General features: G+C 60.3%; 22 protein-coding genes. 9 read left to right on the top strand and 13 right to left on the bottom strand.

Going from position 1 to position 23,434, the window contains the following annotated elements:
- Positions 1–12 precede the first annotated feature (12 nt).
- From JOD69_RS10190 to JOD69_RS10200, 3 genes are read right to left on the bottom strand one after another with little or no spacing between them, the layout of a single operon-like run.
- Positions 13–1,143 carry an XdhC/CoxI family protein gene (locus JOD69_RS10190; RefSeq protein ID WP_086134895.1) on the bottom strand — a complete coding sequence of 377 codons (1,131 nt, stop codon included), beginning with the start codon at positions 1,141–1,143 and terminating at the stop codon, positions 13–15.
- Positions 1,144–1,154: 11 nt separating this feature from the next.
- On the bottom strand, positions 1,155–3,323 hold the full coding sequence (locus tag JOD69_RS10195; RefSeq protein WP_210023919.1) for a xanthine dehydrogenase family protein molybdopterin-binding subunit: 2,169 nt from the start codon (positions 3,321–3,323) through the stop codon (positions 1,155–1,157).
- 2 nt (positions 3,324–3,325) lie between these two features.
- Positions 3,326–3,787 carry a (2Fe-2S)-binding protein gene (locus JOD69_RS10200; RefSeq protein ID WP_210023920.1) on the bottom strand — a complete coding sequence of 154 codons (462 nt, stop codon included), beginning with the start codon at positions 3,785–3,787 and terminating at the stop codon, positions 3,326–3,328.
- Positions 3,788–3,873: 86 nt separating this feature from the next.
- On the opposite strand from JOD69_RS10200, the gene JOD69_RS10205 reads away from it, so the two are divergent.
- Positions 3,874–4,494: a nucleotidyltransferase family protein gene (locus JOD69_RS10205; RefSeq protein ID WP_210023921.1), complete on the top strand. Its 621-nt coding sequence runs from the start codon at positions 3,874–3,876 to the stop codon at positions 4,492–4,494.
- Between the two features lie 69 nt (positions 4,495–4,563).
- Here the strand turns inward: JOD69_RS10205 and greB are convergent, their stop codons facing one another.
- From greB to smrA, 4 genes are all read right to left on the bottom strand, one after another.
- The gene (gene greB, locus JOD69_RS10210) at positions 4,564–5,070 is read right to left on the bottom strand and encodes a transcription elongation factor GreB (RefSeq protein ID WP_077728580.1); all 507 of its coding nucleotides are present in this window, start codon (positions 5,068–5,070) and stop codon (positions 4,564–4,566) included.
- 42 nt (positions 5,071–5,112) lie between these two features.
- Positions 5,113–6,204 (bottom strand): aminoglycoside phosphotransferase family protein, encoded by a 1,092-nt coding sequence (locus JOD69_RS10215; RefSeq protein ID WP_210023922.1) that lies wholly within the window; start codon positions 6,202–6,204, stop codon positions 5,113–5,115.
- Positions 6,205–6,380: 176 nt separating this feature from the next.
- Positions 6,381–6,680 (bottom strand): GIY-YIG nuclease family protein, encoded by a 300-nt coding sequence (locus JOD69_RS10220; protein WP_210023923.1) that lies wholly within the window; start codon positions 6,678–6,680, stop codon positions 6,381–6,383.
- A gap of 335 nt (positions 6,681–7,015) precedes the next feature.
- Positions 7,016–7,612, bottom strand: coding sequence for a DNA endonuclease SmrA (gene smrA, locus JOD69_RS10225; protein ID WP_077728577.1), 597 nt, complete (start codon positions 7,610–7,612; stop codon positions 7,016–7,018).
- A 221-nt stretch (positions 7,613–7,833) separates the two neighbouring features.
- Here smrA and JOD69_RS10230 point away from each other — a divergent pair, with 221 nt between their 5' ends.
- From JOD69_RS10230 to JOD69_RS10240, 3 genes are all read left to right on the top strand, one after another.
- Positions 7,834–9,063: a CapA family protein gene (locus tag JOD69_RS10230; protein WP_245245547.1), complete on the top strand. Its 1,230-nt coding sequence runs from the start codon at positions 7,834–7,836 to the stop codon at positions 9,061–9,063.
- A 239-nt stretch (positions 9,064–9,302) separates the two neighbouring features.
- A complete protein-coding gene (locus JOD69_RS10235; RefSeq protein WP_086134899.1) occupies positions 9,303–10,856 on the top strand; it encodes an MBOAT family protein in 1,554 nt (517 codons plus the stop codon).
- 16 nt (positions 10,857–10,872) lie between these two features.
- Entirely contained in the window at positions 10,873–12,162 is a 1,290-nt protein-coding gene (locus JOD69_RS10240) for a hypothetical protein (RefSeq protein WP_086134900.1), read from the top strand.
- Positions 12,163–12,268: 106 nt separating this feature from the next.
- On the opposite strand, the gene JOD69_RS10245 is transcribed toward JOD69_RS10240, so the two are convergent.
- Together JOD69_RS10245 and JOD69_RS10250 are read right to left on the bottom strand one after the other, a co-directional pair.
- Positions 12,269–13,303, bottom strand: a complete 1,035-nt coding sequence (locus tag JOD69_RS10245) for an OmpA family protein (protein ID WP_086134901.1) — start codon at positions 13,301–13,303, stop codon at positions 12,269–12,271.
- Positions 13,304–13,318: 15 nt separating this feature from the next.
- Positions 13,319–14,119: a MotA/TolQ/ExbB proton channel family protein gene (locus JOD69_RS10250; protein ID WP_077728572.1), complete on the bottom strand. Its 801-nt coding sequence runs from the start codon at positions 14,117–14,119 to the stop codon at positions 13,319–13,321.
- 260 nt (positions 14,120–14,379) lie between these two features.
- On the opposite strand from JOD69_RS10250, the gene JOD69_RS10255 reads away from it, so the two are divergent.
- Positions 14,380–14,625 (top strand): hypothetical protein, encoded by a 246-nt coding sequence (locus tag JOD69_RS10255; protein WP_077728571.1) that lies wholly within the window; start codon positions 14,380–14,382, stop codon positions 14,623–14,625.
- An 8-nt stretch (positions 14,626–14,633) separates the two neighbouring features.
- On the opposite strand, the gene JOD69_RS10260 is transcribed toward JOD69_RS10255, so the two are convergent.
- From JOD69_RS10260 to JOD69_RS10270, 3 genes are all read right to left on the bottom strand, one after another.
- Positions 14,634–15,458: an NYN domain-containing protein gene (locus JOD69_RS10260; protein WP_077728570.1), complete on the bottom strand. Its 825-nt coding sequence runs from the start codon at positions 15,456–15,458 to the stop codon at positions 14,634–14,636.
- Positions 15,442–16,215 carry a tRNA pseudouridine(65) synthase TruC gene (truC, locus tag JOD69_RS10265; protein ID WP_086134902.1) on the bottom strand — a complete coding sequence of 258 codons (774 nt, stop codon included), beginning with the start codon at positions 16,213–16,215 and terminating at the stop codon, positions 15,442–15,444. The genes JOD69_RS10260 and truC overlap by 17 nt, the downstream gene beginning before the upstream one ends.
- A gap of 64 nt (positions 16,216–16,279) precedes the next feature.
- Positions 16,280–17,194 (bottom strand): D-hexose-6-phosphate mutarotase, encoded by a 915-nt coding sequence (locus tag JOD69_RS10270; RefSeq protein WP_086134903.1) that lies wholly within the window; start codon positions 17,192–17,194, stop codon positions 16,280–16,282.
- A gap of 244 nt (positions 17,195–17,438) precedes the next feature.
- On the opposite strand from JOD69_RS10270, the gene JOD69_RS10275 reads away from it, so the two are divergent.
- From JOD69_RS10275 to JOD69_RS10290, 4 genes are all read left to right on the top strand, one after another.
- The gene (locus JOD69_RS10275; protein ID WP_086134904.1) at positions 17,439–17,870 is read left to right on the top strand and encodes a YcgN family cysteine cluster protein; all 432 of its coding nucleotides are present in this window, start codon (positions 17,439–17,441) and stop codon (positions 17,868–17,870) included.
- Positions 17,871–17,898: 28 nt separating this feature from the next.
- Positions 17,899–19,110 carry a gephyrin-like molybdotransferase Glp gene (glp, locus tag JOD69_RS10280; protein ID WP_086134905.1) on the top strand — a complete coding sequence of 404 codons (1,212 nt, stop codon included), beginning with the start codon at positions 17,899–17,901 and terminating at the stop codon, positions 19,108–19,110.
- Positions 19,100–21,046: a molybdopterin biosynthesis protein gene (locus tag JOD69_RS10285; protein ID WP_077728565.1), complete on the top strand. Its 1,947-nt coding sequence runs from the start codon at positions 19,100–19,102 to the stop codon at positions 21,044–21,046. The genes glp and JOD69_RS10285 overlap by 11 nt, the downstream gene beginning before the upstream one ends.
- Positions 21,047–21,130: 84 nt before the next feature.
- A complete protein-coding gene (locus JOD69_RS10290) occupies positions 21,131–22,042 on the top strand; it encodes a helix-turn-helix transcriptional regulator (RefSeq protein ID WP_240502391.1) in 912 nt (303 codons plus the stop codon).
- Positions 22,043–22,368: 326 nt separating this feature from the next.
- Here JOD69_RS10290 and JOD69_RS10295 read toward each other — a convergent pair whose 3' ends face one another.
- Positions 22,369–22,998, bottom strand: coding sequence for a hypothetical protein (locus JOD69_RS10295; RefSeq protein WP_086134906.1), 630 nt, complete (start codon positions 22,996–22,998; stop codon positions 22,369–22,371).
- Positions 22,999–23,434: the final 436 nt, after the last annotated feature.

Consider the following 23,434-nt stretch of genomic DNA (forward strand, 5'->3'; position numbering starts at 1 on the left):
GCGGAAAGCGCACTAGGCCCGGCTATCGTGTATCGGCGCTTCGCGGTACTTGAGGGGTGCCCCCGAACGGTCGGACGAGACGGCCAGGATTTCGGCGATGATGGACAAGGCTACCTGTTCCGGCGTTTCCGCGCCGATGTCCAGGCCGACGGGACCGTGGAGGCGACCTAGTCGAGCTTCATCTAAGCTCAAACCGTCTTGGGCCAATTCTTCGAGCATCTTTTGAGTGCGCTTACGCGGACCGAGCATGCCGATATAAGACACTGGCGAATGCAACAAATGGGCGAGAATGGCCCGGTCGCGATGATAATTGTGATTCATTACCACCGCCGCGCCGGCTCCTTCGAGCGAAATCTCGTTCGCCACGGCGTCGGCCCGGCACAAACGCACCTCGTCCGCCATCGGAAAGCGCTCCCGTGCGGCATACGCGGGGCGGCCATCGACTACCGTGACATCCCAGCCCAGCCGTTTGGCCAGATCCGCCAAGGGAATCGCGTCATGGCCGGCACCGAAGATGATCAAAGCCAACGGCGGCCGGATCGCCTCGACGAAAATCTCGAGCTCGCCCGAACCGCTGCCGTAAGTTTTTAGTTCCGATCGGCCGCTGCTCAACACCATCCGTGCATCGTCGACGATTCGCTCGGCATACGGGCTTTGTCCAAGTTCTCCGCCGATGGCGTTATCCGCGCCGATCCATAGACGCTCACCCGATCGGTGACGAAGATCGCCTCCGCAGCCGACGACCACGGCCACCGCTAGCGGTCGGCGTGATCCGAGACTATTTTCGACGGCCTGAAGATAGGCAGGAATCTCCCCTTGCAACAGCGGTTCGACCAGGATGCGGATTACGCCGTTGCAGCCCAGCGCCAGTCCGAACACCAAATCCGCATCGGAGGTATGGTCGTAAGTGACGACTGCCGGCCGACCGTCCGCGGCAATGTCTTCGGAGCGGGCGCAGATATCGGCTTCCAGGCAGCCGCCGCTGACACCGCCGACCGTCGAGCCGTCTTCCAGAATCAGCAGGCGCGCGCCGGCACGCCGATAAGTCGAGCCTTTGGCCTCGATTACGGTCGCCAATGCTCGCGGCTTTCCGCCGTCCTTAAGTGCGGCCAGAATGTCCTGCAATTCCTTGCTTTGCGACATGGGGATTTCCCTTAAGCGGTTTTGAGATCGTGCCTGGACAAAGGCAGCGATCGGATGCGTTTACCGGTCGCAGCGAACAGTGCATTGGCAACGGCCGGAGCCAGCGGCGGCACCCCGGGTTCGCCCACGCCGGACGGCGGCTCCCGGCTAGGTACGATGTGCACCTCGACCGCCGGCATCTCGTCGATCCGCAAGATCGGATAGTCGGTGAAATTGCTCTGCTCCACTTCGCCTTTGTTCAGAGTGATTTCCCCGTAGAGCGCCGCGGAAAGCGCCCAGACGATGCCGCTTTCCATTTGCGCCGCGATGGTGTCCGGGTTGACCACTTGGCCGCAATCGATGACACAGACGACCCGATGCACTCTGGGTTGTCCGTCCTCCACCGAAACCTCGGCGACTTGCGCCACATAGCTGCCGAACGAGGAATGCACGGCGATGCCGCGCCCGCGGCCTTTCGCGAGGGCCGAGCCCCAGCCGGCTTTCTTCGCCGCCAGTTCGAGGACGCCCCGATGCCGGGGATGTTTCGTCAGCAGTTCATACCGCAACCGGTACGGGTCCTTGCCGACGGCATGCGCGACTTCGTCGATGAAGCTTTCGACCACGAATGCGGTATGCGAATGACCCACCGAACGCCACCACAGCACCGGAATGTCGAGCTTGGGACTGTGCAGATCGACGCGGATGTTCGGAATCGCATAGGGCAGATCGGCCGCTCCTTCGACGGATGACACATCGACTCCGTCCCGCACCATTGCACCTTCGAACGGCGTCCCGATGGCGATGGATTGGCCGACGATGGTATGGGTCCAGGCGACCAGCCTGCCTTTCGCATCGAGGCCTGCGGTCAGCCGGTCGTGGAAGGCCGGGCGATAGTAGCCGCCCTTGATGTCGTCCTCGCGGGTCCAAACCACCTTGACCGGTTTCTTCACCGCCTTCGCGACGTGCACAGCCTCGCTGACGAAATCGGACTGCGGGTTTCCCCGCCGACCGAAACCGCCCCCGAGAAAGGTTGTGTGAAGCTCGACCTGTTCCGGCTTGAGCCCTGCGATGGCTGCCGCCTGGTTGCGGTCGGCTGTCTGGAACTGGGTGCCGGTCCAAATCTCGCAGCGGTCCTCGCGAAGATCCACCGTGCAGTTCAAGGGTTCCATGGGAGCGTGGGCCAGATAAGGCACTTCGTACTCGGCGCTGAACGGTTTGGCGATTTTGGCGAGAATGCCGGTTGCATCGCCTCTTTCCTTGGCCGGAAGCCCCGACATCCTGGCCAATCGGGCGAAATCCTCGCGAAGCTTCGCGGAAGAGAGATCGGTATTCACCCCGCGATCCCACACGATCTCCAAAGCATCGCGTCCCTTCTTGGCCGACCAGAAATCCTTAGCCACCACGGCGATACCGGACGGAACCTGAACCACGTCCACCACACCGGCAACGGCTTTGGACTTGGCGGCATCGAAGCTCTTCACTTTGGCGCCGAACACCGGCGGCCGCGCAATCAGGGCGGTCAACAGCCCCGGCAACTGCACGTCCATCCCGAATTGGGCCGTGCCGTTGGTCTTGGCCGGCGTATCGAGACGGCGGGTCGGCTTGCCGATCAGCTTGAACTGCTTGGGATCTTTAAGTTTAACTTGGGCCGGCATCGGCAGCTCGGCGGCCTTGGCGCTCAATGCACCGTAGGACAGGCGCCGCCGGGTCGGCGTATGGATGACATAGCCGTTCTCGGCACGACAGGAATCCGGCTTGACCTTCCAGGTATCGGCGGCGGCCTGAATCAAAAGCGTCCGCCCGGCCGCACCCACCTTGCGGAGCTGCTCCCAGGAGGTCGCGACGCTCGTGCTGCCGCCCGTAGCCTGTATGTTCCAGACGGTATGGTTGTAAACCGGCGCAACCGGAGCGGCTTCGACCCGGACCTTGCTCCAGTCGGCCTCCAGCTCGTCGGCCACCAGCATCGCGAGCGAAGTGTAAACGCCCTGCCCCATTTCGGACTTGTTGATCAGGATCGTGACGGTTTCATCCTCGCCGATGCGGATGAAGGCATTGGGCGGATAAGTTTTGGCCGGATCTTCCGCCGCCATGGCGAACTTCATGGTGCGCGGCAGATAAAAGGCAATGACCAGGCTGCCTCCGAGCGCTGCGGACGATTTGAGGAATTGCCGGCGTCCCGGATTGGCGGGTTCGATGCTCATGGCTAAGCTCCTTTTGCCATATCCGCGGCCCGGCGTATCGCCTTGCGGATGCGTTGATAGGTTCCGCAGCGGCACAAGATGCCGGACATTGCGCTATCGATATCGGCATCGCCGGGATTGGGATTTTTTGCGAGCAGCGCAGCGGCCGCCATGATCTGGCCCGACTGGCAGTAGCCGCATTGCGGCACGTCCACTTCGATCCAGGCTTTCTGTACCGGATGATCGCCCTGTGCGGACAAGCCTTCGATGGTCGTCACCTGTTTGCCGCCCACGCTGGACACCGGGGTGATGCAGGCGCGAGCCTGTTCGCCGTCGACATGTACGGTACACGCGCCGCACACGGCCACGCCGCAGCCGTACTTGGTGCCGGTGAGCCCGAGATGATCCCGCAGAACCCAGAGCAAGGGGGTGTCTCCGGAAACGTCCACTTGATAACTTTTGCCGTTGACGTTCAGCGCGATCATGTGTTCCCTCCTCTGGCTATAATGGAAACCGCACCGGACATGCGGTTTAAGATGTCTATTCGGCAAAATGCCCGAGGCGCCCAACGATGTCAACCAACCCGAACCAGCCGGAAATCGGCCTGGTGCTGCTTGCCGCAGGAGGCTCCCGGCGTCTCGGCAAGCCCAAACAGCTGCTGCACTATCGCGGAGAAAGCCTCCTGCGCCGGGCGGCGAAGTCGGCCCTGGCCTCGCGATGCTCGAAAATCGCAGTCATTCTCGGCGCCGGCGCCGAGGCATGCGCCCACGAACTCGAAGGGCTTCGGCTGCTGACCGTTATCAATCCGGACTGGGAAGAAGGCATCGGCAGCTCGATCCGGATGGGAGTGACGGCGCTCAACAGCACGGCGCCGGAACTGGACGCGGTGCTTCTGGCTTTGTGCGATCAGGCTTTGATCGATTACCGTCACTTGAACCGCCTGGTCGAAGCGTTCAGTGCATCTCATCCGCCGATCGTCGCCTCCCGGTATAGCGATGCGTTCGGCGCACCGGCGGTGTTTCACCGTTCGCTTTTCGGCGATTTGGCTGGTCTTGCGGGCGATGAAGGCGCAAAGAAAATCATCGTGCGGCATCTTCGATCCACCCTATTCGTCGACTTGCCGGAAGCCGGCATCGATGTCGATACGGTCGAGGATTACGCACGCCTGACAGGTTCGCCGAGAAGCGGCTGAACGTTGCGCGCGCCTTGAACAGCGGACGGCGGCGAGTTGGAACGCCGGTGCAATCGGGCCCGAACGACTTCAGGACCTCTCCGGCTTGTAACCGATGTCCACGATCACGCATCGCAGCGGTCCCGTGGGCGCATTGACGATCACTTCGTCGTCGATGGCTTTCTTGAGCAAGGCTCTAGCCATGGGCGAATCGACGCTGATCCAGCCTTTCTGCGGATCGAATTCGTCGGGACCCACGATACGATACGTGGATTCCTCGCCATCGGCGTTCTCGAGTGTGACCCAGGCACCGAAAAAGACGCGCTCCCGGTCCGAGGGCAATTGGGCGACGACTTTAAGCTCCGGCAGCCGTTTCTGCAGGTAGCGGATGCGCCGGTCGATCTCTCTTAGTTCTTTTTTCCGGTAGATGTATTCGGCATTCTCCGACCGGTCACCTTCGGCGGCAGCGGCCGAAAGATGCTTGGTCACATCGGCGCGGCGCTCCCAAAGCCCCTTGAGTTCGGCCCGAAGCTTCTCCGCGCCTTCCGCGGTGATGTAAGGTGAGGATTTGGAGGATGGAGGCCGCCAGCGCGCCATGTCGATATACAGTGACTCTTTTTGTTTTGGCGGAGAAGTATATCAAGGCCGCTCGTCGATCACGTTCCGGATGAATTCTTCCTGTGCCTCGACGCTTTCCGCCAAACGGAACTGGACCAGAGCCCGCTGCAAGTTCTGCCCCGGCTGCTCGACCTTGAAATAGCGATCGCCTTCCAAGTGGTCGGTCAGGAAACGTAAACCGAGCTCCAAGGGAAGCAGCCGAATCGCGTCGTACAAATAGTAGCGCTCGATGTCCGTCAAAAAAGCCCCGGTTTCGGCGAAATAAGTCCGGAGAATGGCACGGCAGACGTCGAGATCGAACGTCACTTTCGCGGAATCGTCCGCCGCTTCGCCCGATCGATTGCAGCAGGAGCGGAGGCAATCCCCCAAGTCGTAATGAACGAGTCCCGGCTTCACCGTGTCGAGATCGATCAGACTGGCGGCGCGTCCGCTCTGCGCGTCGAACAGCACGTTATTGAGCTTGGGATCGCCGTGGATGACTCTGAGGGGTAGCTTGGCCTCTTCCAGAACGGCAAAAACAGAGCGGCGGGCGTTCACGAAATCCAGGGCGAACCGAAGCTCCGCATTTTCCGAGGCCCCTACGCCATTGGCGACGACTCGATCGAAACGGGCGAGGTACCGGGGTGCGATGTGAAATCCAGGCAAGGTGTCGTGCAGCAAACAGGCATCGAGATCGCTGGTCAAGGCATGGAACCGACCCAGGGCATAACCCACTTCTTCCGCTTGGGCGGAATCCTGCAAGGTGTTTTGGCTCCGTGTATCCGGAATGAAGCTGAGGGCGCGCCAAAAGTCGCCCTCATCGTCGACCCAGAAGCTTAAGCCGGCGCGGGTGGGCCGAATTTCGGGAAATCTCAGATCGCGGACGGCGTCGGTGCCGGCTTGACGTTCCGTAATATGGCTCAACAGAACCCGCAGGTTCTCCATGATCAACCGGGGCTCCGGGAAAACCCGACGGTTGATGCGTTGAAGAACGAATCGCCCCCCGCCAGGCGGTTCGGCGACAACCAGAAAAGTATCGTTGATCAGCCCTTCGCCCAAAGGCTCGACGCTCAGATGGCCGTCTTCGTCCACGAAATGGCGAGCAATGCGGTTTCCGATTTCGCTCAAGTCCATGATCGTTCGAACTTCTCCAAATGGCAAACGGTCCATTCCGCGGGCGCCTATGCTCTGCTCTGATCGTTATACACAAATACTCGCGAGACTCGAATCACGCCCTCAGACTCGTCATTCCGGCAGGGATGCCGGAATCTAGGGCCAGGGATGGTAGTTGGCCAGTCACCAAAAACTTCTCACGAACTGGCAGTCAAATTCGTCCACAAATCCCGCCACTCCGGATTACTCTGCTCGATTAAGCCCAGCTTTGCAACGCGGGGCCATCTCTTGATTTGCTTTTCCCGCAAGATGGCGCTTTCCATCTGCTCGTGGAGTTCGTACCAAACCAGATGGTGAACCTCGTATCGCTTCGTAAATCCCTCGATAAATCCATTCCGATGTTGGAAAACCCGTTTGATCAAATCCGAGGTCACTCCAACATAGAGTGTCCCGTTCCGCCGACGGGCGAGAATGTACACACAAGGTTGTTTATCCATATAGGGACAACTGTTGTTTATCGAGAGAGGTTCACGAGTTCATCGATAAATTTGTGGAGATCGGGGAGCTACCCTCCTTGGCACTGGATTCCGGCATCCCTGCCGGAATGACGGATTCGGAGGCATTATTCGAATCACGCAGACACTTGCGTATAAAGCTGAGAGCTCCGCTTGGGCGCTATGCCCGAGAAGCTCCGGCTTCTCGCAGCCGCATGCGAATCGAGACGCAGGAGCGTCTCGAAATAGGTTCCCAAAAGGGAGTTTGGGAACCAGCGTAAAACGGGATGCGGAAGTAGTAGATCGGGAATCCCTTCTCGACGCATCTGCTGCGACGGTCAGGGTACGGGTTTGCCCGAGGACAGCCCCAGGCGTTCGCGGGTCTTCTCCTTCTGTTTCTCGCTCTTGCGGAGCAGCAGATACACCGCGCCGGCGCCGCCGTGCCACTTCTGCGCGCTGTGAAAAGCCATAATCTCCGGAAACATCGGCAGCCAACGCGTCAGATAGCTCTTCAGCAAGGGCTTCTGCTCCTTGTTACCGCGCCCCTTGCCGTGGCTGATCAGAGCCGATCGCACGTCGTGGCGCACGCAGTCGCGGATGAATCGATAGACTTCGTGGCGCGCCTGCTCCACCGTCAGACCGTGTAAGTCCAACATCGCTTCGATCGTGTAGCCGCCCTGCTGCAGCTTGCGAAAGACGCCGTTTTGAATGCCGTCGCGCTTGAAACTGATGATGGCCTCGGGATGAACGAATTCGACGAACGCCGTCGGAAGCTGGTTTTCATCGAAGGCAGTACCGCGCTGGGCCGATTCGCGCCTGTAAAGCTGGCCGGGCGTGGGCGCCTCGCGATGGGTCAGAATGGCTCGGCCGGATTGATCGATGGGCCGGACATCGGCCATTTCTTGCTGAAATAATTTTAGGTCGTCGTCGGTCATATCTTTTACCTCGATCTAATGTCGAGTTCGTGCGACGGGTTTGACGATCGTTGTCATGATCGATGTTCGTTTCGATCCGAACTCGGTCCGCGCCGACGGGCAGCAGCCGTCGAAAGGCTTACGCCTAGAGCATAACAAACTTTACCGGTAGACACGGAAGATTCCCGATGCTATCGGCTGAAACCAAAGCCGGATTATGTCGACGGAAAACGGGATGATCTATGAACCGCAGTCGCCGAAAGTTTCTCTTACGCTACGGCATTGCCGGCCTGGGCCTGCTCGCCGCCCGCGAACCGTTTCGACAACTCTACGGGAAAGAGGTTTCTCCCATGGAACAGACTCCCCACAGAACCAAGCTTTTTTTGTGCGGCGACGTGATGACCGGCCGGGGCATAGACCAGATCCTGCCGCAGCCCAGCGATCCCCAGCTCTACGAGCCCTATGTCAGGAACGCCAAGATTTACGTCAAGCTGGCGGAACGGCTCAATGGCCCCATCTCTCAACCCGCCGATTTCTCCTACGTTTGGGGCGATGCCCTCGCCGAACTCGAGCGTGCCGGACCGGATGTTCGCGTGATCAACCTCGAGACGGCGATCACTGCCAGCGACGAGTACTGGCCCGACAAAGGCATCAACTACCGGATGCATCCGGCCAACACCCCCTGCCTCACCGCTGCCCGGATCGATTGCTGCGTACTGGCCAACAATCATGTGCTCGACTGGGGCTATCAAGGGCTGGCCGACACTTTGGACACCTTGAAACAAGCCTCGCTGAAAACCGCGGGTGCCGGCCGAAACAGCCGGGAAGCGGAAGCCCCGGCGGTACTGAATCTGGCCGGCAAGGGGCGTGTCCTGGTTTTCGGCTTCGGCTGCGATTCGAGCGGAATCCCGCCCGAATGGGCAGCGGCGGACGACAAGCCCGGCGTGAATTGGCTGCCGGATTTGTCGTTCGAAACCGCGCATCGGCTTGCCGATCGAATAAGACACATCAAACAGGAGCGGGACATCGTCGTGGCATCCATACACTGGGGCGGCAATTGGGGCTACGCGATTCCCGACGAGCAGCGACGTTTCGCGCATGCATTGATCGACGAAGCCGGCGTCGACGTGATCCACGGCCATTCGTCCCACCATCCCAAGGCCGTGGAGGTTTACCGGGACAAGCTCATCCTCTACGGCTGCGGCGATTTCATCAGCGATTACGAGGGCATCGAAGGCTACGAATCCTTCCGGGGCGATTTGGCGCTGATGTATTTCCCGACCGTGAATCCCGCCGACGGAACACTGTCGGATCTCGAAATGGTCCCGCTGCACATGAGGCAGTTTCGCTTGAACCGACCTTCCGCGGATGACTTCCGCTGGATTCGGGACCGGCTCGACCGGGAAACCGACAAGTTCGGCGAAGCCGTGGAAACGCTCGATGAGCGGCGTTTGGTCCTGCGCTGGCGCTGATCGAGTAGTTTGAATCCGACTTCTCAATCGCATTGCCGCTAAGGTAACAGGCGTCGGTGCGGCGTCGCGCGCCGCACGAATCGAATCGCGGGAAAAACGTGGGCGACCATGCGTCATGGCTTCGCCTAAAATTGTTATGGCCGTTCGGATCGCCCGCTCTTTTCGGAACCTAGGATATTTATATATAGGCCATGTAAGATACGTCGCCGTAAGCGCGCATCGGAAAACAAATAGAAGAAATGTTATTCAACTCGGTCGAATTCCTGTTTTTCTTTCTACCCGTCCTGCTGTTCGCTTTTTTCCGATTGGGGCGCCACAGTCGGCGACTCGCCGCCCTTTGGCTGACCGCCGGATCCCTGCTCTTCTATGGCTGGTGGAACCCGGCATATCTCGGCCTTCTGCTCGCCTCCATCGTTTTCAACTATCTGGTCGGCTACGCGATCGCACGCGGCAACGACATCGGCTCCATCCGCCGCAAGCGGTTTCTAACACTAGGGATAACGGTGGATCTCGCGTTGCTCGGGTACTACAAGTACGCGAATTTTTTCATCGATAGCGTCAATGCCGTCTTCGGCACTAGCCATGGCATTGCTGAAATCGTCCTACCTCTCGGCATTTCGTTTTTCACCTTCACCCAGATTGCCTTCCTCGTGGATGCCGCTCGCGGCGAAGCCAAGGAATTCGATTTCGTCCACTATAGTTTGTTCGTGACTTATTTCCCGCATCTGATCGCTGGTCCGGTATTGCATCATAAGGAAATGATGCCCCAGTTCGGCCAGGCATCGACGTATCGTTTCAGCCACGAGCACCTGACGGTCGGGCTGACGGTTTTTGCCATGGGCTTGTTCAAGAAAGTCGGCCTGGCCGATGGTGTCGCTCCCTATGTCTCGGCGGTATTCGACGCCGCCGAGAGAGGGGAGGTTCTCGGCCTCTTTCAAGCCTGGGGCGGTACGTTGGCGTACAGCTTACAGCTCTATTTCGATTTCTCGGGTTACTCCGATATGGCGATCGGGCTCTCATATATGATCGGCGTACGTCTGCCGATCAATTTCAATTCGCCCTATAAAGCGGTCAACATCGCCGACTTCTGGCGCCGCTGGCACATGACTCTGTCTCGGTTCCTGCGCGACTATCTCTACATTCCATTGGGCGGCAACAGAAAGGGACCGGTCCGCCGCTATGTCAATCTGATGACCACTATGTTACTGGGCGGACTTTGGCACGGCGCGGGCTGGACATTCGTCTTGTGGGGCGGTCTGCACGGCCTGTATCTGATTATTCATCAAGTTTGGCAGGCGCTCCGCGCTCGCTTGGGCCACGATCCCGCCCGCACCTCGATCGGCGGACGCTTCCTAGGCGTGACCCTGACATTCCTGGCCGTTCTGTTGGGCTGGGTTTTCTTTCGTGCGCCGACTGTAGCCGGCGCGCTGTCTATTCTGCGCAGCATGGCCGGGTTGAACGGCGTCACTCTACCGGACGCCGTTGCGTTGCGCATTGGCCCGGTGGCGGCATGGCTCGGTGAATTGGGAATAGTGTTCACGCCCGGTGGAGGCCACGAGTTCCTCATGAATTTCGTTTGGCTCGCCGTACTCCTGCCAATCGTATTCCTGGCGCCCAATACCCAGCAGATCATGCAGCGTTTCAGGCCGTTTTTGGACTATCACTCGAAGGCCGACGGTTCGCGCCTCGCTTGGTCGGCCGAATGGAGATGGGCGCTGGCGATGGCTTTTGTGCTGGCCTCCGGCTTATTGTCGCTGACCCGACCGAGCGAATTTCTTTATTTCCAGTTCTGAAAGTCTCGAACCGTTCATGAAGCGCTACCTCCAGTTTTGGCTGATCTTGACCGGGACGATGTTGTTGGCGGTGGCGGCATGCAACCTCGTGGCGGACCCCTATGGCTTGTTCCGATTGGTGGACGAACCTGGATTCAACCGCATTAAGCCCAGTGCAGGCGCTCATGGAACCATGGCCAAGGCTTACCAGGTCTTGCGTGTGCAGCCACGTGGCTTGATTCTCGGCAATTCGCGCGCGGAAGTCGGCTTCGATCCCGAATACGAGGCTTGGCCGGCGGACTCGCGTCCCGTATTCAATCTGGCTTTGCCGGGCACCGGTACCGAGACCACCGTACGCTTTCTGCAACACGTTCTAGCCAATGACAATGCCGGCTCCAAAGTCGTACCCAAGGTAGTCGTTTGGGGTATCGACTTCATGGACTTTCTAATCGACGCCCGTACATCGCGCCGCATCGCCGTGACGAGCAAGGAAGGAAACCGCCTTCTGACCAACCTCGATGGCTCCCCGAATCCCACGCGAGCGCTACAGCAGGCACGTGATTATCTCGAGTCTACGCTTACGCTGGGCGCCTTCATCGACGCGATAGAGACGCTTGGCCGCCAAGGAGATCCGTATGCGGTAGATTTGACTCCGCTGGGGTTCAACCCCATGCGCGACTACCTCAAGATTACAGCCGACGAGGGGTACTGGGCGGTATTCAGGCAACGAGATCTGGAGAACGTCAAGGCGTACCTGCGCCGCCCAAAAGACATTTTCGATGCCGACGGACATTCGTCACCTCGGCTGGACGATCTAAGACGGGTCCTTAGCCTGTGCCGACAACACGGCATCGCTCTACATCTGATCATTTACCCTTATCACTCTCATCTGATGGAAATCATCCGTATTACCGGGCATTGGCCGGCTTTCGAAGACTGGAAACGAGCGATTACGCATATCGTCGGGACGGAAGCAGGCAGGCGCGGCGAGCCGCCCGTTTTGCTTTGGGATTTCAGTGGGTTCGATGAACTGACCACGGAAGCCGTTCCCGGCAAAAATGACCGGCAAGCTAGGATGCACTGGTATTGGGAAGCAGGACACTTCAAACGAGAACTGGGCAATCTGATTTTGGATCGCATATTCACGCTCGCGGACGCCGGCGATCAATTCGGCACATTACTCCGGCCGGAAAATGTGGAGGCGCAAATTGCCTTGCTACGGATGCAGGAAGCGGAATACCGCAAAAGCCACCCACGGGATGTGGCGGAACTGGAGAGTATCGCCGAACAGATCAAATCCCGGCGACGAGACCTTAGAAATCATTAATGCTCCGGAAGTCCTCAGCCCTTCGTCGCGCCGGCAGCTAACCGGCGGGGGCGAGGCGTCGGGGCGGGCCCGACGCCTCGCAAAAACAGGGCTGAATCTGCCCCGCTCAGGTCCTCACGCCGCCTCCTCGAGGGAGGAACATCACGATGGAGACGCGCCGGTTTCTTGCCCTGCCCTCCGGCGTATCGTTGGCCTCACGCGGCTGGATGTCGGCCAGGCCGACGGCACGCAAGCGCTCGGGCGAAATGCCGTGTGCGATCAAATAGCGGGTGACGGTGCTGGCCCGAGCTGTCGACAGCTCCCAATTGGACCGGAACTTCGCCGTGGCGATGGGACGGTCGTCGGTATGCCCCTCGACCTCGATCGTGCCGCCTTGAGCACCAAGCACGCTGGCCAGACGGTCCAGCACGCTCGCACCTTCGGGTTTAAGCTCGGCGCTGGCCGGGTCGAACAATATCGCGTCGTTAATCTCCAGGCGAACTTCCCCGCTGGCCGCCGAAATCTCGACCGAACCGCCGAGATCCGCGTCCGAGAACGCTTTGTCGAGGGATGCTGCCGCATTTAGCGCCATGTCGCCGGCTTCGGCTATCCAGCCTTTTTCGGGAACCGCCGCGACCGGCTTGCTGGAAGGTCCGGCCACGTTTGACGTTTCCTCGGCCTTTTGCGCCGGAGGAACTGCCTCGACAATCGCATCCTTATATTCGGGCTCGCGTCGGGATAACGCGGATACAGTCCTCGCCGCATCCGGATAAGCGGGGTAAACCTTGATCTCGGCTTCCGCTATAGGGTTCCTATCCTGGGCCGTCCGGACAGGCGGAGACGCTGGGGCCCGGTTCGTCGAAATGGTCTTCGATGCCTTGATGACCGCGGGAGAAACCGGAATCGAAGCCGCAACTTGTGTCGATTGCGTCGCTGTTTCGGGATGGGCGGTTTTCGCCTCCACCGTCAGCGCCTTTTGATAGGCGAACAGGAATACGAAAAACGAAAACAGCAAGGTCATCACGTCGAGATAGCTCAACAGCCAGCCGCCCTGCTCGGACGGCCGTTCGGCCCCCGCCGCTCGCCAAGGATCGGTGGTGGCGTCCCGCCGAGTCTCCGGACGCCGGAACTGGGTCATCGCCGATGCGTGATTCGATGACATTCGGACAACCCGCCGCTACGATTTGGCCACGCTGAGCGGGAGCGAATCAATCGGTTCGCTCGCCTCCGGGTGGTCGAAGAAGGCCTGCCAATAATCCCGGAACATCGCCGCATGACACCGGTCATGCAACATGAGCACCGATTCCATCTGCACGTATGCCCAAGCCAGGTTCTCGTTGGCGCGCCGTTCCAAGCGCGTTGCCAGGGGTTTCAACACCAGATTGGCCAATACCAGCCCGTACACCGTGGTCAGCATGGCGAAGCCCATGGACTCTCCGATCTGCTCCATGCGATTCGCGTCCAAACCGTACATCATCCCGATGAGGCCGAGCAGCGTTCCCAGCATGCCGAAGGCAGGCGCGAAAGCGCCCATGGTCCGGACGATCTGGATTTCGGCCTGATCGCGCTCTCGCTGCGCGCCGATTTTCCACTGGAGCATGCGCGTCAGGTCGGCCTGCGGCGTGCGATTGATCACCAGCTCCGCGCCGGTTCGAAGCAGAGATTCCTGCAGCCGCCGGGCCGCCTGCTCGGCCGCGCGGACACTGCCGCGGCGATGCGCTTCCACGAGGTGCAAGAACACTTCCAAGTCTTCGCTGTCCATCGACGCCTTATTTGTTAGCTTGCTCCGCAGCCGGCGCAACAAATCGGTCACGCCGCGAAACGAATGGGCAAGCACCGTGGCGGCGAACGTTCCGACGACTACCAGAAAAAGGCCCGAAAGATTGAAATACCGGCCCGACGGGTCGGCCCACAAGAGAAGAACGAACAGGCCGAACAACCCCGACCCGATCAATACTTTTACGATAACGGCTTTCATGACGCTCCCGCTCGATTTTGGTTGTATCGGAAGCGTTTATGCAGGTTCCGTTCCTATCGGATATTCATTTTTAAATCAATAACATGATGAAATTTTCCGCCATTTCGTCGGATTTTTGACGCGCCAAAGAGGCGGCGGCTTGCCGGAACCGGCAATAGTTGCCGGCGACTTGATGACAGGATCGATTTGCAGCCTTACTCGACATTCGTAGTGAACGAAGCGCCGCCCGTCAAAGTCGAATCGCGTAAGGTGGCCGAAAAATGGAAACAGACGAATCAACCGCTCAAATCATCCCGTTTCCCGACCCGAAACGGTGGCCGGCGATTGCCCGAATTTATATCGATTACCTGACGCTGGGCGATCCCCGCGCGGCGTTTTTCTATCTGGAATACCAGTTGACCGCAATGAGCCTGCGGGAAATTCCGACCGCGCTCAAAAGCGAAATCGAACGCGAGTACAAAAGACGCGGCTTTCGGGGCCCGGTGTATTTCGGCAAGCCGTGGTAAATTCCGGGCTAGTCCTCTCGGGCCAGGCCCTTGATGATGTAACCCCCTGATTTTTCATCGTATTCCAACTTTAACAGCTTCCGCTCCTGGGCTTCTTCCAGCAGTTTTCCGAAGGTGCGGAAACCGTGATAGCTTTCGTTGAAACCGGGTTTTCGCCGTTTCAGCGCCTGCTTGACCATGGACCCCCACACCTTTTCTTCTTCCCCGCGCTCTTCCAAAAGATCCTCGACCGTCTCGAGCACCCAATCGACCGCTTGTTGCTTCTTGTCTTCCTCGGCTTTCTTTTCGCCTTCCGGGCCCGGCTGGCGCGCCGTCTTGGCGGGCGCGCGCCTGGCCTTCGGCCTCGGCTTCGCGGCCTCGCGCACCAAATCGTCGTAAAAGATGAATTCGTCGCAATTGGCGATCAGCAAATCGGAGGTGGATTTCTTCACCCCGACGCCGATCACGACCTTGTTGTTCTCCCGCAGTTTGCTGACCAGGGGTGAAAAATCGGAGTCGCCGCTGATGATCACGAAGGTGTCGACGTGCGACTTGGTGTAGCACAGGTCTAGCGCATCGACGACCATGCGGATGTCGGCGGAATTCTTGCCCGATTGGCGCACGTGCGGAATTTCGATCAGCTCGAAGGCCGCCTCGTGCATGCCGCCCTTGAATTCCTTGTAGCGGTCCCAGTCGCAATAGGCCTTCTTGACCACGATATTGCCCTTGAGAAGCAGCCGCTCCAGCACTTTCTGGACGTCGAAGGCAGCGTATTTGGCGTCGCGCACGCCGAGGGCTATGTTCTCGAAGTCGCAGAACAAGGCCATGATTTGAGTCTTAGGTGTGTGGGTCATAGATTGGTTTATGTAAATGGCCGGATTCGGGGACCTTGTTCAAAACGTCGGCCCAGCCGAGATTGTCCACGATGCGCCGAAAAGAATCATCCAGGGGCGCTTCCAAACGGAGCCTCTCGCCCGTATCGGGATGAGTGAATGCCAGACCGGTCGCGCAGAGCAGCAATCGATGGCAGCCGAAATGACTCCTGAAAAAATTGTTGTGGCGCCCGTCGCCATGGCTGGTATCGCCTACAACCGGGTGAAAAATATGCTTCATGTGGCGCCGGATCTGGTGTTTCCGCCCGGTTTTAGGCGATACCCGCAGCAGCGAGTAGCGGGCCGTCGGGTAACGGCCGACCGCGAAAGGGAGTTCCGCAATCCCTAGCCTGCGGTAGCACGTTACCGCCGGCTGAGCCGGTTTGTCCCGTTGCGCATTGGCGTCGGTGATCCGGTCTAGCTGTTCTTCCAGCGCATAATCGATAATGCCGGTTTCGTCCGCATAGCCGCGGACTACGGCGAGATAGGTCTTGTCGACGCCGCCGCCGGAGAATAATTCCGTCATCCGCCGGGCGGTATCCGCATCGAGCGCGAACACCAGTATGCCCGAGGTCGGCTTGTCCAGGCGATGAACCGGATACACCCGGCGGCCGAGCCGGTCGCGAACGATCTGCATGGCGTACCGGGTTTCGTGGCGATCGATCGCGCTCCGGTGGACGAGCAGGCCGGCGGGTTTGTTCACCGCCACGAGAGAGTCGTCTTGATAGAGGATTTCCATGCTTCGGCCGAGTCGCCTTAAAGGCCGCGGTTCACAAAGCGCGACACAAGGTCTGCCAAAGCGCTCAACGCAACGGCTCCGCCGTATAGCGCACCCGGAGACGGTGCGTCCCGCCCGGCTCGATCGTCACCACATCGTCCGCCGCGTTGGCGCTTTCCACGCACACCATGCGGAGATAACCGTCCTCGTCGAAATCGCCCAGCGCCTCGGCCCTCTCGGCCCAAGGATTCCACACCACCGTGGAGCGGCTGCCCCGGTTGGCGATGCGGATGCGGCGATTCAAGCCCGGATCCTCGATCACGCAATCAGCCGTGGATTCGAGATAAATCCGGTCGGTTTCCCCGGAAAAGGTCACGGGGCCCGACTGCTGTTTGCGTCGTCCCTCGTCCGTTTTGTCGATATAGGAACAGCCATCGAGGCCGTGTATCGAGATCCGACGAATGTCGCTGACCTGAAAATATGTGTGCAGAGCCTCGCCGATAGTGATCGGCGCAGGCCCGTCGTTATGCGTCACCAGTTCCATCTCCAGCGCCGTGCCTATGGTCATATAGAGTTCCAGCGGTGTCGAATGCGGCCATAGTGCGTAGGTCTCGTCGCTCCGGATGAGGCGAAAACCCAAGCGATTCGAACCGTCCTCCAGCGCCAGCACTTCGATCACTTCCCACGGCTGGGTGCGCGCGAAACCGTGAGCGGGAAAAGAGGATTCGCCGGGATGCGGCCCGAACCAAGGCCAACAGACCGGCACGCCGCCGCGGATCGATTCGCCCGGCCCGAACTTCGCCTTCGGCGACAGCCAAATGACCAGTTCCTCCTGATGCGGCGCCCAACTCATCAAATGAGCTCCCTGCAAGGCGATGCTCGCCATGGCGAGACCGTTGCTGATCTCCACCACACCCTGCCCGTTCGGACCTTCCTTGAAAACAACCTCGCCGGTGATGCCAAAGCGCTGGTCTAAGACGGAAATATCGTTCGGGTCCATAAATCCTCCTGTCAGGGTTGAGGTTGATTAAAGAGACTTAGCCATTAGACAAGTCGACGAGTTGGTGCGATGGGCGCCGGCTCACCGGGGGCAAACTTTATTGCAAAAGCGTGTCGCTGTTGCAACAGATGTCACATTTTTTCGCGAAGAATGGGGAGATGTAGGATGGGCAAAGGCCGACAAAAGGCTGTGCCTTTCAAGCTAAAATGAGCCTTCCGAATCAACCCACCCCATCGCCGACCCCATGAAAACACCCTTCTGGCGCGAAAAATCACTGGCCGAAATGAGCGAACAGGAATGGGAATCGCTGTGCGACGGATGCGGAAAATGCTGTCTGCACAAGATCGAGGACGAAGACACCGGCGAATTGTTCTTCACCAGCGTGGCGTGCCGGCTGCTCGACATCGGGGCTTGCCGCTGTACTCATTACCAAGAGCGCACGGTCTTGGTTCCGGAATGTCTGGACCTGCGCGCCGGCTTCACGCAATACCATTGGCTTCCGTCCACCTGCGCCTACCGGCTGCTGGCGGAAGGCAAAGACCTGCCCGCTTGGCATCACCTGGTTTGCGGCGACCGCGAAGCGGTGCACGATGCCGGGATTTCCATACGCCGCTATGCAATACCGGAAGCCGAAGTAGAGTCCGTGGAAGATCACGTGATCGAATGGATGGATTGAAACCGGATTCCTCATCGGATCGTCACCCGTGAAAACGTTCACCCGCTACGAATCCGTCGACGAGGTGCTGCGCTGGCTGGACCGGCAGGTTTCCGCGTTGCCGCCGGAATCGGTCGCGGTGTCCGAAGCCTGCGGGCGCGTCCTCGCCGAATCGGTGCAGTCGCCCATCGATGTGCCCCCATTCGACCGCGCCGCCATAGACGGTTATGCCGTACGCGGATTCGAAACCATCGGTGCGGGCGCCTACAGCCCGGTGATGCTGAAATTGGACGATACAGCAGTCGCCCTACAACCCAGAACGGCAGCGAGAGTCGCGGCAGGCGCGCCACTGCCGGACGGCGCGGATACGATCGTTCCGTTCCCGCTCGCCGAGGAGGCCGGCGGTTTCGTGAATATCGCGGCGGCGGTTGCGCCGGGCGAACACATCGTCCGCCGAGGCAAGGACATCGCCTGCGGCAGCCCGCTGCTGCCCGAAGGCAGGCTTTTGCGCGCCCAGGATCTGGCCTTGTTGGCCGCCTGCGGATCGGATCGGATAATCGTCGTTCGACGACCCAGGATAAGGCTCGTGACCACCGGCGACGATTTGGCGGTTCCGGAACAGCCTCGCAGTGCTCATCAGCATTTCGAGGCCGGCTCGTCGATGTTGAAAGCGCTGACGGCGCGGGACGGGGGCGAAGTCGCAGCTTGGATGCATGTAACCGACGATGCGATCGGGGAGGCGTTGCGCACGGATGAAATCGACGCGGTGCTGATCGCGGGAAGCAGCGGCGAAGGCTGGAACGACCGTGCCGCCGAAGCGCTGGAAACGGCCGGAGAGCTGGCCTGGCACGGCATCGCCCTGGAGCCGGGGCGCTCGACCGGCATCGGCCGGATCGGAAACACCTTGGTGCTTCTTCTGCCGGGAGAACCGGTGGCCAGCTTCTGCGCCTATGATCTTTTCGCGGGCCGCGCCATACGGCGCCTGGGCGGCCGAAGCACGGCCTGGCCTTATCCGGCACGGCGGGTCGTCTTGACCAAGAAAATCAGCTCGGAACTCGGCAGCACCGACTATTGCCGGGTACGGCTGACGCCGAACGGCGCCGAACCCGTCGCCGTGGGCGGCAATACCCGCCTCTCGGCCCTTGCCGCTGCCGACGGATTTCTGCTGGTGCCCGAGGACTGCGAAGGTTATCCGGCCGGCGCCGAAGTGACCGTATTCCTTTATGACTCCCTCGATTCGGAACCAAACCATGTCCGATAACGACGACCTGCGGCGCGCGGCCCGCCAGGAGCAATTTCTGGACGTCATCGACCGCACAGAAGCGGCGGCGCGGTTTCATGCCCATCTCCGGCTGGAGCCGTCCGGCCGTGAAACCGTTCCGCTCGCCGATGCCTTGGGCCGGGTGCTGGCGCGCACCGTGAGCGCGCCCGTGGACGTGCCGGCCTTCGATCGCGCCAGCGTGGACGGCTTCGCGGTCCGGTCCGGGGATACTTACGGCGCGAGCGACGAAGTTCCGGCGGCGTTGTCCCTGAACCCGGAGGTGCTCGCGCCCGGCGTCGAACCGTCGATGGCCGTCACGGCCGGGACCGCCACCCCCATCGCGACAGGCGGCATGCTGCCGAGGGGCGCCGATGCGGTGGTGATGATCGAGCACACCGAATTGCTGGAAGATCGCCAGCCGCTCCGCATCGAAATCCGCAAACCCGCCCTGCCCGGCCAGTTCGTCGCTTTCGCCGGCACCGACGTCGCCAAAGGCGAAACCGTGATGCGCGCCGGGCAATGGCTCACGTCGCGGGAGCTCGGGGTGTTGGCCGCCATCGGTCTGGACCAGGTGGACGTTTATCTCCGCCCGCGCGTCGCAATCATCTCCACCGGCAACGAAATCGTTCCGCCCGGCGAGCCGCTGCGCCCCGGCAAGGTCTACGACTCCAACGGCACGATACTCGCGGCGGCCGTGCGCGAACTCGGCGGCGAACCGGTGAGCCTCGGCGTGGTGCCGGATGACGAGTCGGCACTCGATAGCGCGTTGAGGCGGGGCTTGGAATGCGACATGGTGCTGCTCTCGGGCGGCACTTCGAAAGGCGCGGGCGACCTGTCCTACCGCGCCGTCAGCGCCTTGAAGAACCCCGGCATCGTGGCGCACGGGGTGGCGCTCAAACCCGGCAAGCCGATTTGCCTGGCCGTGACCGACGGCAAGCCTGTGGTGGTGCTGCCCGGCTTTCCCACCTCGGCGATCTTCAACTTCCACGAGTTCGTCGCTCCGGTATTGAGGCGCCTGGCGGGACTGCCCGCCGCGAGAACACGGTCGGTCGAAGCCACGCTGCCCATGCGGGTTACATCGGAGCGGGGACGCACCGAATACCTTTTGGTCAGCCTGATGCCGACCGACGACGGACTCGCGGCCTACCCAATGGGAAAAGGCTCCGGCGCGGTGACCGCTTTCAGCTTCGCGGACGGGTTCATCGCCATCGACCAGCGCACCGAACAGGTTCCGGCGGGCAGCGCAGTCTCGGTGCAACTGCTCGGCCAGGCGCTGGAACCCGCCGAACTGGTGTTCGTGGGCAGCCAGTGCGCGGGGCTGGATTATCTGTTGACGCTATTGCAGCAGCGGGCCTTAAGCGTCAAAGCCTTCTACGTCGGCAGCATGGGCGGCGCGGCGGCGGCCAAGCGGGGCGAATGCGACATCGCCGGGGTGCATCTCATGAACCCCGCGACCGGCGAATACAACCGCCACCTGCTGACGGCGGAACTCGAACTCGTCCCTGGCTACCGCCGCATGCAGGGCATCGTGTTCCGCAAGGACGACCCGCGGTTTGCCGGAAAACCGCTCGAAGCGGCGCTGGCCGCTGCGCGCGAGGATGCGAGCTGCCTCATGATCAACCGCAATGCCGGCAGCGGAACCCGCATCCTGATCGACCGCTTGCTCGAAGGCGGGCAGCCGCCCGGCTACCCCGTGCAACCCAAGTCGCACAACGCGGTGGCCGCCGCCGTGGCGCAAAGCCGCGCCGACTGGGGCGTCGCCATCGAAACGGTCGCCGCCCAATACGGTCTCGGGTTCATACCCGTTCAGGACGAACATTACGATTTTCTGGTGCCGAAAAGCCATTTGGAAAAACCCGGTGTTCGCCGTTTTCGGGAGTTTCTCGGGGATGATCGGGTGAGGCAGGCGCTAGTCGATATGGGCTTTCGTTTATAGCCATAGCCCTTGGGTTACAATCCCTTTGGTTTATGCAGGTACAGTCCTGAATTTCTTACTCCAAGAAACGATTGAGACCCAATCATGGTAAAGGACGAATCGGATACGCAGAACATGATGACGGTTCCGGAAGTCGCGCGTTATCTGCGTCTCAAAGAACGCAAGATTTACGATCTGCTTGCCCAGAAACGCATTCCCTGCACGCGGGTCACGGGCAAGTGGCTGTTCCCGAAGGAGCAGATCGACATCTGGCTCAAGCAGAACAGCGAGTTCCAGGTACAGCCGGGCGCGGAAGTCCGCCCGCTGCCGCAGGTGGTGGTCGGCAGTCACGATCCGCTGCTGGAATGGGCACTGGGAGAGACCGGCTACCCCTTGGCCATGCAGATGAACGGCAGCACCGAGGGTTTGGAGCGGTTCGCCGCCGACGAAGGGGTGCTGTGCGGCATTCACCTGCTCGACCCGGCAAGCGACGAATACAACTTGCCGGCGGTCAAGGAACATCTGAAAGGCGCGGAAATCGTGGTTCTGCACTGGGCCTGGCGGGAGCAGGGACTGGTGCTCCCGGCCGGCAATCCGCTCGGCATCCGTGCCCTCTCCGATTTGGCCCGGACCCGCGCGCGGATCATCGAAAGACAGGAAGGCGCCGGCAGCCGTCTGCTCTTCCGGCACTTGCTCAAGCAGTCGGGGCTTTCGATCGAGAGTTTGAATCTCCTGCCCCAGCCGGCCCGCGGCCACGTCGACATCGGGCTTGCGGTCTGCAGCGGCCAGGCGGACGCCGGCATCGCGGTGCAGTCCGTGGCCCGGCAAATGAAACTGGAATTCCTGCCTCTGGCGCGGGAACGCTTCGACCTCGTCATCCGCCGGCGCGATTATTTCGAGCCGCCGTTCCAAACCCTGCTGAAATTCACCCGCGCCCCGGAATTCGCGGAAAAGGCCCAAAGCCTAGGCGGCTACGATATCGGGGCGCTGGGCGAAGTGCTGTACAACAGCCCGTGAACTGGCGGCTATCGCCCTATCCTGCGTAGCATGTTGCTCGTTTCCCGAGTCGTTCTACGGCTTCGGTCATTCGACAAAAAATCTAGCGAATGTCGGGAAGGGATTCGCGGCCTACAGGGTGCACGGTCGTAGGTCGGCAATCCCTTGCCGACGAAGACGCTCGGTAGGACCGTAACGTCGGGAAAGGATTCCCGACCTACAGGGTGCTCAGTCGTAGGTCGGCAATCCTTTGCCGACGAATCCGTTGGCCGGACGGCGGCGCCGGGAAAGAATTTCCGAGCCGCGGGCCCACGATCCGGAAAATTCGCGGATCGAATACGCCGCCATTATTCACACATACTCTTCATTTGAGCGAGCGATTGCGCCATCTGCTGCTCGCAGGTTTGGCGGGCCGCTCCCGTCGCGCCGGCGCACGCAATCTTCGGGTCCATCTGGAACATCTGCGCTTTCATCGCCTTGCAGGCTTCGCTGTTCTTGTCGAAGCTGATGGCCGGCTGCCCGCCGTTTCCCTTGCAGGGCCCTTCGTAGGTGTAGCGTGATGTCATGGCGAAAGAGCCTTCTGGGCTCTTCCCGGCGGCTTCGATCAAGAACAAACGCGGCCCCTCACGGGTTATGGTGCTGCGGTAGACGCCGCTTTCGCACGTGGCCTCGTAAACGGCGCGATCGTCCTTGTTTTCGATGATCTTGCCGCGGCATGTACTCGGGCCCTGCTGCTGTTCGCTCTTCTTGGCCATGTCCAAGATGCTGTCCATGCACATCGACATGCTTTTGGGCATGGCGCTCACAGCCTCTCCGCCGCCTTCGCCGCCGTCGAACTTGAGAATCTCCATGCGCCATTGGCCTTTCTGGGCCGGCGCATCGCGAAATACTTTGGGCACTTCTTCCGCCGAGGCGGCGGACGCGCCGCCCGCAATCACCAGAATCCCCACCACACCGAACTTGCCGATCTTGTTCACAGACATCTCCAATTAGGGGTAATACTCAGGACACCGGCAGGCAACGGTGCCCGTTCCGGCGCCATGGAAGCTTAGCCGAGTTCTCGCCCGACTGCCGTGATCCGCCGATCGCTTTTGTTGGAAAACCGACATTCTTCCTGTTCGAAACCTGACATTCCTTTCGCCACCATAGCTATCCGACGCTCGCCGGCCGAACTACTTGTATCGATATTTATTAACGTATATAACGAAGCACAAACCGAACGATTAAGCCCAAGCGAAAACGCGTTTCCGCCGAATATTCAACAGCATAGGCACTAGGCCTCCGGCAGTTGCGGGACGCCAGCCGTTGCCGACCAATTCCCTCTCGTCGAGATGTTCGCCCCATTATTGGCCCTGTTTTTGCTCGATCATCGTTATAACTTTAAATAAATAACGAATTAACGTTCAAAGGGTT

The sequence above is a fragment of the Methylocaldum sp. RMAD-M genome, assembly GCF_017832375.1.
In the GTDB taxonomy this organism is placed as follows: domain Bacteria; phylum Pseudomonadota; class Gammaproteobacteria; order Methylococcales; family Methylococcaceae; genus Methylocaldum.